Here is a 14,502-nt window from a genome sequence, read left to right as displayed (position 1 = left end):
ATCGCTACGCTGAACCCATGCTGGGGATGAGGGAGTACGAGCCCGACTACGTCGACGCCTGTCGTTCTCGCGTCGAGACGCAGGTCGCGATGTTCCGCGAGGTCGCCCAGGCGTCCCGTGACCACGGCGACGCCGACGTCTCGGCCCTCGAGGGGGCGCTCGAGTCCCTCGAGTACGAGTACTTCAACAACATGCTCATCGTCCTCGATGCCTTCTTCGTCCACCGGGTGCGGCCCGGCAAGGACACCTCGACGAACGCCCTCGACGAGGTGCGGGTCCTGGCGCGGTCGCTGATGGAGAACGGCGGCACCGTCATGGCCGACCCCGAGATCGCCCTCGACCCCGAGCGCACGGTGCTGGGGCTGTCGGTCGGTGACCCGATCACGCTGACGGCGCACCAGTTCCGCAGGCTCTCCGACGCCTTCTTCCGCGCGATCCAGGGCAAGCCGTCGGGTGACCGGTGACGGCGGGCCGGGGTCCGCTGCCCGCCGAGGTCGCCGAGTTCCTGAGCCGACCGAACTACGCGACGATCAGCTGCGTGCGCCCTGACGGCCAGCCGGTCTCGGTGCCGACCTGGTACCTCTTCGAGGACGGTCGCATCGTCGTCAACATGGACGCCGGCCGCAAGCGCCTCGACTGGCTGCGCGCCGACCCGCGGGTGAGCCTCAGCGCCATGGACCCCGAGAACTGGATCACGCACGTCAGCCTCCAGGGCCGCGTCGCCGAGCTGCGCGACGACCCCGGACTCGCCGACATCGACCGCATCGCGACGCACTACACCGGGCAGCCCTACCGGGTGCGCGACCGCGCTCGCGTGACGGCCGTCGTCGACGTCGACCGGTGGCACGGCTGGGGCCGGCTCAAGGAGGCCACGTGACCGGAGGTCCCGTCGCCGGCCTGACCCGGGACGCGCTCGGCGTCCCGCACCTGCGCGCCGGCGACGTGATGGAGCTCGCCCGCCTGCAGGGCCGGGTCACCGCGCTCGACCGGGCCTGGCAGGTCGAGCACCACCGCTGGCGCATGGAGGGCCGCACTGCGGAGTACGTCGGCGCCGACGGAGTCCCCTGGGACCGCTTCGCCCGCCAGGTCCGGCTCGAGGCCACCGTCCGGCGCTGCTTCGAGCGGCTCGACGACGAGACGCAGGCGTGGCTGACGGCATACGTCGAGGGTGTGGACGAAGCCCTCGCCGAAGGACTGACGGGCACGCCCGAGGTCGAGGCGCTGGGGCTCGAGGCGTATGCCGCCGCGCCGCGCCCGTGGGCGCCCTGGACACCCCTCGGCGTGTTCTGGGGCATCCACCTGCTGTTCGGCACCTTCCCGGCCAAGCTCTTCAACGGGCACGTCGCCGATCGCCTCGGCGAGGACGTGCTGCCGCTGCTGCACGCCGAGGGCGTCGACCGCTCGGGCAGCAACGCCTGGGTCATCGGCGGCGCCCGGACGGCCGGCGGCCTGCCGCTCATCGCGGGCGACCCGCACCGCACCATCGAGCTGCCCGGGTGCTACCAGCAGGTGGGGCTGGCGTGCCCCGAGTTCGACGTCGTCGGCTTCACCTTTCCCGGCGTGCCCGGTGTGCAGCACTTCGCGCACACGGGGTCGGTGGCGTGGGGCATCACCAACGCGATGGCCGACTACCAGGACCTCACGCTCGAGAGGCTGCGGCACGGGGCGGGTCCCGATCGTATCCCCGTGCTCGAGGCCCGCGGCCCCGACGGCTGGGAGCCGACGCAGCACACGACCGAGACGATCCGGGTGCGCGGCGAGGGGGAGCTGCACGTGCCCGTGGTCGTCACGGCACGAGGGCCCGTCGTCACCGGTCTCGAGCCCGAGCTCGAACGGGCCGCCGCCGCGGACCTGGAGGGCGACGACCGCGCGGACGCACCGCCGGCGGCCGGACCCCCGCCCTACAGTCTGCGCACGCCCACCCAGGTCGAGGCCGACCTCGGCTTCGGAGCCCTGCTGCCGCTGCTGCGAGCCCGCACCGTCGACGACGTCGAGCGGGCGTTGTCGCGCTGGGTCGAGCCGGTCAACTCCGCGCTCGTCGCCGACACGACCGGCCGGATGCGCCACCTCGTCGTCGGCCGCGTGCCCGACCGCGACGAGGCAGGCATGGTGCTGCCGCTGCCTGCCTGGGACCCGAGGCACGTGTGGCACGGCTACCGTCGGGGGCCCGCGGTCGACGTGCCCGACGTCATGGTCAGCGCCAACGACCGCGCGAGCGGCGGGGGCCTCGGCGTGGAGTACGCGACACCCTTCCGGGCCGAGCGCATCCGTTCGCTCATCGGGTCGCGCACCGACCTCACCGTCGACGACTGCGCCGCCATCCACGTCGACACCCGCAACGGCCAGGCCGACCTGATGCGCGAGCTCGTCGACGCCGCCGACGTCAGCGGGCGCGCCGCCGAGGTGCGTGCCGTGCTGCTCGCGTGGGACGGTCACAGCGATCCCGACAGCCACGGCGCCGCGGTCTTCGCCCGGTGGCGTACGGCCCTGGTGCGGTGGTTCTGCCACCACCCCACCCTCGCGCCGATGCTCGAGCCGAGCGGCCACTCGCCCGTCTTCGCGGCCTGGACGGGTGTCGTGGCCCAGGTGGGGGCCGGCTGGCACTCGATGGCACGACTCGGCCCCGAGCGCGGCATCGACGTCGCCGAAGGTGTCCGCGCGGCCCTCGAGAGCGTTGCGGGACAGTACGACCCGGGCGCCGTCTGGGGCGACCGGCACTGGCTCGACCCTCTGCACGCGCTCGACGTCAGTGACCGCGGCCCGTCGGTGCCGCGCGATCCCGTCGGCGGCGACAAGGGCTGCGTGCTCGCGGCCGCCAGCGCGCCCGGGGTGACCGACCGCTGCTACGGCGGCCCGGTCGCGCGCTACGTCTGGGACCTCGCCGACCGCGACGCCAGCCGCTGGGTGGTGCCGTTCGGCGCGAGCGGCGACTCCCGCGACGCGCACTTCTCCGACCAGACCCCGGCGTGGCTGGCGGGCGAGCTGCACGCGGTGCCGGCAGGTGCCGTGGCCGAGCGGGTCGAGCCGGTCGAGCCGGTCGAGCCGGCCGAGCCGGTCGAGCCGGCCGAGCCGGCCGAGCAGGGTCAGGCGGGCACGAGGTAGCCCCCGGCGTCGAGGTCTCCGGCAACGGATCAAGGACGGCGAGCGGCTCGTCGCGCCGGGTCACGTCCGGGCCGGCGAAACGGCCACTTTGCCTGCCTTTTACCATTTGCGGTACAAAACGTGACTCTGCACCGTACTGTTCTGCTATGAGAGGCCCCACTCGACGGAGCGGCCACGCTGACGCAGGAGAAGTGAGTCCGGTGACCACGAGCCCGACACCCACGCACGGCGGACCGGTGAGCCCTGGTAGGGCTGCGCCGGGCGACGTCGACCGGTGGCTGCCCGACCCGTCCTGGCCCGTCCCGCCGCGTGGCTGGCAGCTCTGGGCCGCCGCGGGAGCTCCTTCGCGCACTCTCCGCGACGAGCGTCCGGGACGGGGTGCGGGCGGCGGCGACGAGTCGCGACGTGACGTCGAGCCCCCGATCGTCCACACTGTCCCCGTGACGTCCGAAATGTCCGCTTTCGCCGTGCTCGAGGAGCCGTCGTTCACGCTCCCGGCCCGGCCCGGCCTGCTGGCCGCCGAGCCGGTCGACCTGCTCGCCGACTCCGACCCCCGCCGACTTCCCGAAGGGGCGGTGTCCGGCTTCGCGGTCATCGGCGGGCTCGTCGCCTTCAGCTGCCTCGTGGGAGGCCTCACCGCCGGACTCGTCGTCATCGGCGTCTCGACGCTGCTCGCAGCCATCGCCGCGATCGTCCGTGGCCAGGTGTCGCTGTCGGCGGTCGGCGGTCAGCGGGGCGCGGCCCTGCTCCTCGGCGCCGCCGTCACGGCGCTCATCGTGCCCTCTGTCACCGCGCACGAGCGACGTCCCGCAGCCGACATGGCGGGTGGCGTGCCCGTCAGCTCCCCGTTCGCCGTCGGCACGCAGACCGCGTATGCCGCCGTGCCCGCGTCGGGCGACACCACTGGGTCGGCGACCCACCCGGGCGCGTCGTCCAGCCCGTCGGCCGGCGCCTCGGCCGGTCCGGTCGCCCCGCACGTGGCGACCCCGTCGGTGCAGGCGCCGTCGGCGACGCTGTCTGCCGTCTCCGACGTTACGGGTCTGACGCTCTCGCTCGATGCGCTGAGCCCGAAGTCCGCCGCGTCCGACGGCAAGGGTGAGAAGGTCGGCCACCAGGTCGACGACGTCAAGGCGACCAGCAAGCACTCTGGCGCGAACGCCGGGAAGAGCGGCGGCAAGAACGCCGACAAGAGCTCTGGCAAGGGCACCGACAAGGTCATCGACAGGGCCACCGACAAGACCTCTGAGAAGGCCCCCGACAAGGCGGCGCAGAAGGCCGCCGACAAGGCGGCCAAGGCTGCCGAGAAGGCGGCCAAGGCTGCTGCAGCTCACGCCCGCGAGTCGCGGGCTGTGGTCCAAGGAGCGACGAAGGGCGCCACGGACGCGACGTCGCCGGTCCGGGGCGCCAGCTCCGCAGCCAGCTCGAAGGCGCTTCTCAGCTCCGTGAAGAAGGCGGAGAAGGTGGCTGTGACGAGGGTCGCGAAGGCCGAGTCCACCGTCGCAGCGCTCGCCGTCAAGGCGCAGGCCAAGGCCGAGAAGAAGGCCGCGACGAAGGCTGCGAAGGCGACGGTGAAGGCCGCGAAGACCGCCGCGAAGTCGGGCACGCCGGCCGCGTCCGGGCGCTGACGAGGCCCTCGCGAACCGCTGACGAGCCGCTGACGCCACGTTGACGACACGTTGACGAGACCCGACCAGCCGGCCTCGGCGCCGACGCGGGTCGCGTGTGCCACAGTGACCTCGTGGCGCATTCAATGACCCGGGGCACGATCGTCTGGTTCGTCGGTTCCGCGGTCGTGGGTGCGGCCGCCGGGGTCCTGCACCTGCTCCGTTCCGAGCTCGGGGGTGCCCACACCGGTGTGCCGCTCGCCGTCGGGGCGTTCGGGCTGACCGTGCTGGCCGCCGCGATGCTCTTCCACGGCATCGTGCTCGCCGCCCGTGAGCAGGACGCCGCTGCCGGGCCCGTCCGTCGTGACGACGACGTCGATGCTGCCGCCGCGACCCGCGACGAGTCCGTCGAGCCCGTCGCGCCTACCGAGACCGCCCAGACGGCCGAGACCGCCGAGGCCGCCGAGGCCGTCGAGGCGCCGGCCGTCTACACCTTCCGCGCAGGCAAGCCGGTCAGCAGCCCCCCGCGACGACCTGCGAAGCGCGACCGCCCGTCGCGCAGCTGACCCGCCACCACCTGTCGGCGCGCGCGGGCACAATGGCGGCATGAGCGCCGGGCCCGCCCACTGGGTGCTGCACGTCGACCTCGACCAGTTCATCGCCGCGGTCGAGGTGCTGCGACGACCTGAGCTCGCCGGCAAGCCCGTCATCGTCGGCGGACGTGGCGACCCGACGGAGCGGGCCGTCGTGTCCACCGCGAGCTATGAGGCACGGAGGGTCGGCGTCGGCTCGGGCATGCCCCTGCGACTGGCAGCCCGCAAGGCTCCCGACGCCGTCATCCTGCCCGTCGACGCGCCTGCCTACACCGAGGCGTCCGAGCGGGTCATGGAGACGCTGCGCGGTTTCGGCGTCGTCGTCGAGGTGCTGGGTTGGGACGAGGCGTTCCTCGGCGTGCAGGCCGACGACCCCGAGGAGTTCGCACAGCGGGTCCGCGACGCGGTGCTCGACGAGACCTCCCTGCACAGCTCGGTGGGCATCGGCGACAACAAGGTGCGGGCCAAGATCGCGACGGGCTTCGGCAAGCCGCGCGGCGTCTTCCGGCTGACGCGGGAGAACTGGTTCGAGGTCATGGGCGACCGGCCGACGATCGACCTCTGGGGCGTCGGGTCCAAGGTCTCGAAGCGGCTGGCCGGTCACGGCATCGACACCGTGCGTCAGCTCGCCGGCGCCGACGAGGCCGTGCTCGTCGGCGAGTTCGGGCCGCGCATGGGTGTCTGGTACTCCCAGCTGGGCCGCGGCATCGGGTCGGCCGTCGTCGACGACACCCCGTGGATCGCGCGTGGGCACAGCCGCGAGACCACCTACCAGCGCAACCTCACCACGCCTGACGAGGTGCGCGACGCTGTGCGCGAGCTCGCGGGTCAGGCCTTCGACGACACCGCCAAGGAGGGCCGCCCGGTCTTCCGGGTCACCCTCAAGGTGCGCTACGCGCCGTTCTTCACCCAGACGAAGGCGCGCAAGCTGGCCGCTCCGACATCGGAGCGCGACGACGTCGTCGAGGCAGCCGTGGCCCTGGCCGCCGCCCTCGACCCCGAGCGCGAGGTGCGCCTGCTCGGCGTCCGCGCCGAGATGGTCATGCCCGACGAGGGCGACCCCGTCGAGCGCACGCCGGTCCGCGGTCGGCTCTGAGTCGAGGCCGACGGGTTGCGCCGTCACGCACCGTGCAGGAAGGCGACGAGCGCTGCCAGCTCGGGCACCTCGCCCGCGCTGTCGAGCGACTCCTCCAGCACGGTGTCGTGGGTCGGGCTCGCCTCGGCGTGGAGCCGGCGACCGGCCGGGGTGAGCTCGGTGTAGATGCCGCGCCGGTCGTCGGCGCAGAGCACCCGTCTCAGCAGCCCCCGGTCCTCGAGCCGGTTGACGAGGCGGGTGGTGGCCGACGAGGAGAGCGCCGCGGCCCGCGCCAGCTGCGACATCCGCATGTGCCAGCCGTCCTGGCGTGAGAGGGCGTCGAGCACGGTGAACTCGACCACGGACAGCCCGTGTCGACGCACGAGCTCGCGCTCGAGCGCGGCCTCGATGTGCCCGTGCAGGGCGGCGAGCGTGCGCCACCCGGAAGCACGCACCTCGACGGCGGTGTCTGCGATTCCCATGCTCCCATCGTAGTGCGCGCTTGCAATATGCCGCGTCTGCAACTAACTTCCCTCAGGTCAAGTAGTTGCACACGCGGCATACCGGCGAAAGCAGCGAGGCTCGCCCCGGCATCGCCCTGTTCGGAAGGACCAGGAACCCATGCCACTCGGTCTCATCGCCCTCGCACTCGGGGGCTTCGGCATCGGACTGACGGAGTTCGTCATCGCCGGACTCATCAGCACGGTTGCCGTCGACCTCGGGGTCAGCATCCCGGTTGCCGGCCACCTCATCAGCGGCTACGCCCTCGCGGTCGTCGTGGGCGCCGTGGCCCTGCCGCCCCTGCTCAGGCGGTGGCGCCCCAAGCGTGCGTTGTTGCTGCTCATGGTGCTCTTCGTCGTCGGCAACACCCTGTCGGCGATCGCGCCGGCGTATGCCGTCCTGCTCGCCGGTCGCGTCGTCGCGGCACTCGCCCACGGCGCCTTCTTCGGCATCGGCGCCGTGCTCGCCGCCTCTCTCGTCGCTGCCGACCGCAAGGCCGGCGCGATCTCGATCATGTTCGGCGGTCTCACCCTGGCCAACGTCCTGGGCGTGCCGCTCGGCACCCTCGTCGGGCAGCAGTGGGGCTGGCGCGCCACCTTCGCGCTCATCGCGGCAGTCGGGGTCGTCGCCGCAGGTGGCATCGCGGGCCTCGTCCCGGATGCCGGCGACCACGCCTCCGGGGCGGCTGCGGCCGACGGGCCAACGGGTTCCACGCGTGGGCTGGGCGCCGAGCTCGCGGCCTTCCGCAACGGCCAGGTCTGGCTCTCACTCGGCATGACGGTGCTCGTCTTCGGCGGCATGTTCGGCGCGTTCATGTACGTCGAACCGCTGCTGACGCGGGTCACCGGCTTCGACGAGTCGGCGGTGCCGTGGTTGCTCGTCCTCTTCGGCGTCGGACTCTTCGCCGGCAACCTGCTCGGCGGGCGCTGGGCCGACCGCGCCCTCACCCGCACCCTGGTGCTGCTCACCGTGGCGCTCGGCGCCTCGCTCGTGGCGTTCGCCCTGCTCGCGCAGCGCCCCGTGGGCGCAGCCGCCATGCTGCTGGCGATGGGCTTCTTCGGGTTCGCGACCGTGCCCGGACTCCAGATGCGGGTGCTCGCCCACGCGGCGGGCGCCCCGACGATGGCGTCGTCGGCCAACATCGCCGCGTTCAACCTCGGCAACTTCCTCGGCGTCTGGGTGTCGGGCCTGGCCATCGCCGGCGGCCTCGGGTGGACCTCGCCGCTCTGGGTCGGCGCCGGCTTCGCGGCCCTCGGCCTCGCCGTCATCGTCATGGCCACCTCGGCCGAGCGGTGCACGGAGGGCCCGGCGGTGACCGCCGGGCCCACTCGTGCGACTGCGGATGACCTCGCCGGCTCAGGCCGACTGCGCGTCTGAGCCCTGCCTGTCGGACGACTCGATCTCACGGCGGCCGTCGGTCGACGAGCCCGCGTGCGAGACGCTGATGCGCCGCGGCTTCGCCTCCTCGGCGACCGGGATCGTCAGCGTGAGGACGCCGTCGCGGTAGTCGGCCTCGATGCGGTCGAGGGCCAGGCCCCGACCGAGGGACAGCTGACGGGCGAACGTGCCCGACGGGCGCTCGCGCGAGAGCCACTGCGCGTCCTCGGCCTCGGGCGCGCTGCGCTGTGCGCGCACCGTCAGGGTGCGGTCCTCGACGTCGATGTCGATGCTGGCGGGGTCGACGCCCGGCAGGTCGATGTGCGCGACGAAGGACTCCCCGGACCGGTAGAGGTCCATCGGCATGACGGTTCCCGCGCCACCGGCCTGGCCACGCAGGCCCTCACCGAACAGGCGGTCGAAGGTGCGGTCGAGGTTCCGGAAGGGGTCGTAGGTGGTGGTGCTCATGGCGTACTCCTGGGAAGAACGGGAGATCGGGCTGACCGATCTCGCATGACCTTTCTTGAGTGCTAACCGCTCAACTTCGTGCTGTGTTCCCAGTTCTAGCTCCGCAGGGGGTGAGGCGTCAAGCCCCCTCCGAGCACTGTCGTCACAGAGCCGCGGCCACCGACTGTCCTGCCGTGCGCCCGCTGAAGAGGCAGCCGCCGAGGAAGGTCCCCTCGAGCGAGTTGTAGCCGTGCATGCCGCCGCCGCCGAAGCCGGCCACCTCCCCGGCCGCGTAGACGCCGGGCAGCGGTTCGCCGCCCGGCCGCAGCACACGGCCGGCGAGGTCGGTCTCGAGGCCGCCGAGCGTCTTGCGGGTGAGGATGTTGAGGCGAACGGCGACGAGCGGGCCCGCCTTGGGATCGAGCAGCCGGTGCGGGCTCGCCACGCGGATCAGCCGGTCGCCGCGGTAGTTCCGGGCTCCACGCACGGCGGTGAGCTGGGCGTCCTTGGTGAAGTCGTTGTCGACCTCGTTGTCGCGGGCCACGATCGTGCGTCGCAGGGACTCGAGGTCGATCAGGGCGTCGCCCGTGAGCGCGTTCATGCCACGCACCAGCTCCTCGAGGGAGCGGGCGACGACGAAGTCCTCGCCCTTGCGCATGAAGGCGTCGACCGGCGCCGGCGCCCCGCCGCGGGCACGCTCGAGGACCTGGCGCACGTCCTTGCCGGTGAGGTCCGGGTTCTGCTCCGAGCCGGAGAGGGCGAACTCCTTCTCGATGATCTTCTGAGTGAGCACGAACCACGAGTAGTCGTAGCCGGTGCGCATGATGTGACCGAGCGTGCCGAGGGTGTCGAAGCCGGGGAAGTACGGGGCCGGGAAGCGCCGCCCGCGCGCGTCGAGCCACAACGACGACGGGCCGGGCAGGATGCGGATGCCGTGGTTGTCCCAGACCGGGTCCCAGTTGCGCAGGCCCTCGGTGTAGTGCCACATGCGGTCGGGGTTGATCACGTTCCCACCGGCCTGCTGCGCGATGCCGAGCATCCGGCCGTCGACGTGCGCGGGCACGCCGGCGACCATCCGAGCGGGCGGCGTGCCGAGCCGTTCCGGCCAGGCGCGCCGGACGAGCTCGTGGTCGCCGCCGATGCCACCGCTCGTGACCACGACGGCCTGTGCGCTGATCTCGAAGTCACCCACCTCCTCGCGGCTGCTCGGCCGGCCGCGGTCGACGGGGTCGGTCGCGAGCACCCGCCCGCGCACGCCGGTGACGGCGCCACCGGTCAGGACGAGGTCGTCGACCCGATGGCGGAAGGCCAGCGTCACGAGGCCGCTCGCGACGGCGGCGCGCACCCGTCGTTCGAAGGGCTCGACGATGCCGGGGCCGGTGCCCCACGTGATGTGGAAGCGCGGCACCGAGTTGCCGTGCCCGTCGGCGCGGCCGTCGCCCCGCTCGGCCCACCCGACCACGGGGAAGAGGCGGTGGCCCTGCTCGTGGAGCCACGAACGCTTCTCGCCGGCGGCGAAGTGGAGGTACGCCTCGGCCCACTTGCGCGGCCAGAAGTCCTCGTCGCGGTCGAACTGTGCCGAGCCCATCCAGTCCTGGGTGGCGAGCTCGAGGCTGTCCCTGATGCCCATCCGGCGCTGCTCGGGGCTGTCGACGAGGAACAGACCGCCGAAGCTCCAGAAAGCCTGACCGCCGAGCGACTGCTCGCCCTCCTGGTCGACCAGCACGACACGCTTGCCGCGGTCGGCGAGCTCGGCGGTGGCGACGAGGCCGGCAAGGCCGGCTCCCACGACGACGGCGTCGGCATCCATGCGTCCGATCATGTCATCCGGTTGCCCCGTGCCTGCGTACGATTCGAGTGTGCTGGCGCACGCTCCGGTGAGATGGTCCCGCCTGCTGAACGGTCCCGCGCCGGTCGCGGTGCTCGTCGCCGTCGCGGCCGTCGCAGGTGGGCTGCACGGCGGCTTCACCGACCTGCACGTCTACCAGCAGACCGGTCGGGCGGTCCTCGACGGTATGCCGTCCACCCCGCCCCGCGACCCGGTGACCGCGCTCACGTTCACCTACCCGCCGTTCGCAGGGCTCGTGATGGTGCCGCTGGCCCTCCTTCCGGCATGGGTCGCCGCAGCCGTCTGGACCGGGGCGTCGACGGCGGCGCTCGCGGCGGTCGTCGTGCTCGTGCGTCGGACGACGACAAGGCGGTCGACCCCCGGCTGGCTGGCGGCCGCCGTCTGCGCCGGCGCGCTGGCCATGGAACCGGTCTGGCAGAACGTCGCGTTCGGTCAGGTCAACGTGCTCGTCATGGCGGTGGTGCTGCTCGACCTGCTCCGGCCGGACCGCCGCTGGTCCGGGGTGCCGCTCGGCCTCGTGGCAGGGGTGAAGCTGACCCCCCTCGTCTTCGTCGTGCTGCTCGTCGTGGTCGGCCGTCGTGAGACCGCTCGACGCGCCTTGCTGGCCTTCGGTGCGACGGTCGCGGTCGGTTTCCTCGCCGCGCCCGGCTGGGCGACGTCGTACTGGACGGACGGCCTCGTCGACGCGGGCCGGATCGGGCCGCCGGCGCTGGCCCACAACCAGTCGGTGTACGGCGCGCTCACGCGACTGCTCGACGGCCGGCCGTCGACCGTGCTGTGGCTCGCGGTCGCCGTCCCCCTCGGAGCTGCGATCCTTCTCGTCGCACGGGGTTGGTGGCACCGCGGTGACCGGCCGCTCGCCACCGGCCTGGCCGCACTGGCCGGCCTCGTCGCGTCGCCGATCTCGTGGTCGCACCACTGGGTGTGGGCTGTGCCGGTCGCCCTCGTCCTGTGGGAGCGCGCCCGGTGGGCGGCTGTCGCCTGGGCCGCGGTGTTCGTGGGCCGCCCGATGCTGTGGCTCCCCTGGGGCCAGGGGCGCGAGTACTCGTGGACCCCGCTCGAGCACGTCCTGGGCAACGCCTACCTGCTCGCCGCACTTGCGGTCCCCGTCTGGGCGGCGGTCAGCCTCACCTCCCGCGCCGGGCTCGCGGAGCGCGCCGAGCCGGTCGGACGTTCGCCGCAGCAGGGGGTCGGCTACTGACCCGTGCGCCCGTCAATACACTCCCTGAGCAGGTCGGCGTGACCGCAGTGCCGGGCGTACTCCTCGATCATGTGCACGAGCACCTCGCGCAGCTGGATCGGGTTCTTCGGGTCGAGGCTCATGAGCTCGAGCGACTCGGCGCGTTCCACGAACGCCTCGGCGTTGGCGACCTCCTCGCGCCACCGGGCCCACGCCTCCTGCACGGCCGCCTCGTCGGCCACGGCGCCGGTGAAGTCGGCGTCGCGGTCGTCGGCGGTGCGGTAGAGGTACGGCACGTCCTCCCCGGCCATGACGCGGCGGAACCAGCTCTGCTCGACCTGGGCCAGGTGACGGACCAGTCCGAGGAGCGACAGGGTCGACGGCGGCACCGAGCGTGTCGCGAGCTGCTCCGGGGTCAGGCCAGAGCACTTCAGCTCGAGCGTCAGGCGGTAGCTGCGGAGGTAGTCGAGCAGGGTGGAGCGCTCGTCGCCGAGCACCGCGTCCTGCGATCGCGGGTCTTCCTCGGGGTCGACCCACATGTCGGGGTACTTCTGTCCGGCCATGCCGCCATCGTGGTGCAGCGGGCGCCGGCGCGCCACGCGATATGAGCGGGACGGCATTCGCTGTCGGCGAATCTGCCCGCGGCAGAGCAAGATTCCGTATGCCGCCGCACCGGCGGACGCTGGCTGCATGACCGACACGCTCACACCCGCGCTGCTGGACGACCAGCTGTCGATGCAGCTGCTCCACCAGCGGATCATCGTCCTCGGGGCCGAGGTCGACGACCCGATCGCCAACCGGATCACGGCCCAGCTGCTCCTGCTCTCTGCGCGCGACCCGCGCGCCGACATCAGCCTCTACGTGAACAGCCCCGGAGGCTCGGGCACCGCGGGCCTCGCCATCTACGACACGATGCGTGTCATCCCCAACGACGTTTCAACTCTCGCACTGGGATTCGCGGCCTCGATGGGTCAGTTCCTGCTCGGCGCCGGCACCCCGGGCAAGCGGTTCGCCCTGCCCAACGCGCGCATCATGATGCACCAGCCGTCGGCCGGCATCCAGGGCACGGCCGCGGACGTCGAGGTGCAGGCCAACAACCTCAAGGCCGTCAAGCGGCGCGTCAACGAGCTGCAGGCCGAGCACACCGGCCAGACGGTGGAGCAGATCACTCGGGACAGCGAGCGCGACCGGTGGTTCAGCGCGGAGGAGGCCCGGGCGTACGGGATCGTCGACCATGTCGTCACCGCGCTGGCCGACGTGCGCCCGGTGGGTGTCGAACGGAAGGTGGGTCTGCGGTGAGCAGCTACACGATCCCCTACGTCGTCGAGCGGACCCCGGCCGGGGAGCGCAGCTTCGACATCTACAGCCGGCTGCTGCAGGAGCGGATCATCTTCGTGGGCACCGAGATCGACGACGGCGTCGCGAACGTCGTGATGGCCCAGCTGCTGCACCTGGCCGATGTGGCGCCGGACCGCGAGGTGTCGCTCTACGTCAACAGCCCGGGCGGGTCGTTCACGGCGCTCATGGCGGTCTACGACACGATGCAGTTCGTGCCGACGCCGGTCGCGACGTACTGCCTCGGCCAGGCGGCGTCGGCTGCGGCGGTGCTGCTCGCCGCCGGCGAGCGGGGCCGGAGGTTCGCCCTGCGTCACTCGCGGATGCTGCTGCACCAGCCCTCCGCGGGAGGGCAGGGAACCGTGAGCGACCTCGCACTGCAGGCCGACGAGCTGCTGCGCGTGCGCTCGCAGGTCGAGGAGGTGCTGAGCCGGCACACCGGCCGCAGCATCGAGCAGCTGCGTCTCGACACCGACCGGGACAAGGTGCTGACCGCGGACGAGGCCGTCGAGTTCGGTCTCGTCGACCACGTCATCGAGCGGGCCTCGGAGGCCCAGCCCGTCTAGCCACGGGGAGTCCTCCCCATCCGCTCGACGAGCGGCAGGGGGGCAACTCGGACAGTCTCTTTCGTGCAGGCCCCGGTACTTCACGAAGGGACATCGCATGCGCAGGAGGAAGCTCACCCACGTCGTTGCGGCGATCGCGCTCGTGCTGGGCGGTCTGGGGGTCGCCACCGCGACCGTGACCGCGACGGCCCCCGCCGCCCACGCCGACGAGTGCTACTCGTGGCCACGCACTCTCGGCCCGGGTGCGTCGGGCAGCGACGTCACGCAGCTGCAGGTCCGCGTCGCGGGCTGGGTGCCGCGCGGGCAGGTCATGGGCGTCGACGGCTCCTACGGTCCACAGACCCAGACGGCCGTCGCGAACTTCCAGCGCGCGTACGGCCTCGGGGCCGACGGTGTCGCCGGCCCGGCCACGTTCTCGAAGATCTACGCCCTCCAGGACCCCGACTGCTCGCCCGTCCACTTCACCTATGCGGAGGCGAGCTACAACTGTGGCAAGGGGTTCACCGGCACGGCTGCGCAGAAGGAGAACATGAAGCGGGCCCTGTGGCGCGCAGAGGCGCTGCGCCACCAGCTCGGCGACCACCCGCTGAAGGTGACGTCCGGCTTCCGCGACCCGGCGTGCAACGCGTCGGTCGGAGGAGCGAGCAACAGCGTGCACCTCGACGGTGGCGCCCTCGACCTCGTGCCCGGTGACAGCGCGACGTCGATCTGCAGCATCGCCGAGCAGGCCCGCTACACCGGTTTCGGCGGCATCTTCGGCCCGGGCTACCCGGCGCACGACGACCACGCGCACGTCGACATCCGCTCCAGCATCGCCTGGGACGCCGACGCGTGCGCCGGCTGGTGAGCCGGTGAAGAGCAGCACGCCCCGCC

At 72.5% G+C, this 14,502-nt stretch carries 15 protein-coding genes; 11 read left to right on the top strand and 4 right to left on the bottom strand.

The annotated features are described in order from the left end of the window. Positions 1-17 precede the first annotated feature (17 nt). From ACFQ2V_RS15025 to ACFQ2V_RS15000, 6 genes are all read left to right on the top strand, one after another. Complete coding sequence (locus ACFQ2V_RS15025; RefSeq protein ID WP_386053655.1) at positions 18-464, top strand: hypothetical protein; 447 nt, start codon at positions 18-20, stop codon at positions 462-464. Beyond that, entirely contained in the window at positions 461-877 is a 417-nt protein-coding gene (locus ACFQ2V_RS15020; RefSeq protein WP_386053654.1) for a PPOX class F420-dependent oxidoreductase, read from the top strand. The genes ACFQ2V_RS15025 and ACFQ2V_RS15020 overlap by 4 nt, the downstream gene beginning before the upstream one ends. Continuing rightward, positions 874-3,102, top strand: coding sequence for a penicillin acylase family protein (locus tag ACFQ2V_RS15015; RefSeq protein ID WP_386053653.1), 2,229 nt, complete (start codon positions 874-876; stop codon positions 3,100-3,102). The genes ACFQ2V_RS15020 and ACFQ2V_RS15015 overlap by 4 nt, the downstream gene beginning before the upstream one ends. Positions 3,103-3,542: 440 nt before the next feature. Continuing rightward, positions 3,543-4,727 (top strand): hypothetical protein, encoded by a 1,185-nt coding sequence (locus tag ACFQ2V_RS15010; protein WP_386053652.1) that lies wholly within the window; start codon positions 3,543-3,545, stop codon positions 4,725-4,727. 113 nt (positions 4,728-4,840) lie between these two features. Further along, the gene (locus ACFQ2V_RS15005; RefSeq protein WP_386053651.1) at positions 4,841-5,272 is read left to right on the top strand and encodes a hypothetical protein; all 432 of its coding nucleotides are present in this window, start codon (positions 4,841-4,843) and stop codon (positions 5,270-5,272) included. A 40-nt stretch (positions 5,273-5,312) separates the two neighbouring features. After that, positions 5,313-6,395, top strand: a complete 1,083-nt coding sequence (locus ACFQ2V_RS15000) for a DNA polymerase IV (RefSeq protein WP_386053650.1) — start codon at positions 5,313-5,315, stop codon at positions 6,393-6,395. Positions 6,396-6,418: 23 nt separating this feature from the next. Here ACFQ2V_RS15000 and ACFQ2V_RS14995 read toward each other — a convergent pair whose 3' ends face one another. Beyond that, positions 6,419-6,856: a MarR family winged helix-turn-helix transcriptional regulator gene (locus tag ACFQ2V_RS14995; RefSeq protein WP_386053649.1), complete on the bottom strand. Its 438-nt coding sequence runs from the start codon at positions 6,854-6,856 to the stop codon at positions 6,419-6,421. Between the two features lie 139 nt (positions 6,857-6,995). Here ACFQ2V_RS14995 and ACFQ2V_RS14990 point away from each other — a divergent pair, with 139 nt between their 5' ends. After that, positions 6,996-8,252 (top strand): MFS transporter, encoded by a 1,257-nt coding sequence (locus tag ACFQ2V_RS14990; RefSeq protein ID WP_386053648.1) that lies wholly within the window; start codon positions 6,996-6,998, stop codon positions 8,250-8,252. Here ACFQ2V_RS14990 and ACFQ2V_RS14985 read toward each other — a convergent pair. Continuing rightward, the gene (locus tag ACFQ2V_RS14985) at positions 8,232-8,720 is read right to left on the bottom strand and encodes an Hsp20/alpha crystallin family protein (protein ID WP_386053647.1); all 489 of its coding nucleotides are present in this window, start codon (positions 8,718-8,720) and stop codon (positions 8,232-8,234) included. The two genes, ACFQ2V_RS14990 and ACFQ2V_RS14985, sit on opposite strands and share 21 nt — an antisense overlap. A gap of 142 nt (positions 8,721-8,862) precedes the next feature. Further along, on the bottom strand, positions 8,863-10,509 hold the full coding sequence (locus ACFQ2V_RS14980; protein ID WP_386053646.1) for an FAD-binding dehydrogenase: 1,647 nt from the start codon (positions 10,507-10,509) through the stop codon (positions 8,863-8,865). Positions 10,510-10,576: 67 nt separating this feature from the next. On the opposite strand from ACFQ2V_RS14980, the gene ACFQ2V_RS14975 reads away from it, so the two are divergent. Beyond that, the gene (locus ACFQ2V_RS14975) at positions 10,577-11,749 is read left to right on the top strand and encodes a glycosyltransferase 87 family protein (RefSeq protein WP_386053645.1); all 1,173 of its coding nucleotides are present in this window, start codon (positions 10,577-10,579) and stop codon (positions 11,747-11,749) included. Here the strand turns inward: ACFQ2V_RS14975 and ACFQ2V_RS14970 are convergent. Then, a complete protein-coding gene (locus ACFQ2V_RS14970) occupies positions 11,743-12,291 on the bottom strand; it encodes a DinB family protein (protein WP_386053644.1) in 549 nt (182 codons plus the stop codon). The genes ACFQ2V_RS14975 and ACFQ2V_RS14970 overlap by 7 nt on opposite strands. A 127-nt stretch (positions 12,292-12,418) precedes the next feature. Between ACFQ2V_RS14970 and ACFQ2V_RS14965 the strand changes: the two genes are divergently transcribed. From ACFQ2V_RS14965 to ACFQ2V_RS14955, 3 genes are all read left to right on the top strand, one after another. Continuing rightward, positions 12,419-13,027, top strand: coding sequence for an ATP-dependent Clp protease proteolytic subunit (locus ACFQ2V_RS14965; RefSeq protein ID WP_386053643.1), 609 nt, complete (start codon positions 12,419-12,421; stop codon positions 13,025-13,027). Beyond that, on the top strand, positions 13,024-13,629 hold the full coding sequence (locus ACFQ2V_RS14960) for a ClpP family protease (RefSeq protein WP_386053642.1): 606 nt from the start codon (positions 13,024-13,026) through the stop codon (positions 13,627-13,629). Before ACFQ2V_RS14965 ends, ACFQ2V_RS14960 begins: the two co-directional genes overlap by 4 nt. A gap of 97 nt (positions 13,630-13,726) precedes the next feature. Next, positions 13,727-14,476 (top strand): D-Ala-D-Ala carboxypeptidase family metallohydrolase, encoded by a 750-nt coding sequence (locus tag ACFQ2V_RS14955; RefSeq protein ID WP_386053641.1) that lies wholly within the window; start codon positions 13,727-13,729, stop codon positions 14,474-14,476. Positions 14,477-14,502: the final 26 nt, after the last annotated feature.

Origin of the sequence: Terrabacter terrigena (assembly GCF_042676085.1) — a bacterium.
In the GTDB taxonomy this organism is placed as follows: domain Bacteria; phylum Actinomycetota; class Actinomycetes; order Actinomycetales; family Dermatophilaceae; genus Terrabacter; species Terrabacter terrigena.
Note: the sequence above shows the minus strand (reverse complement) of the source record. Positions and strands in the feature narration are given on the sequence as shown.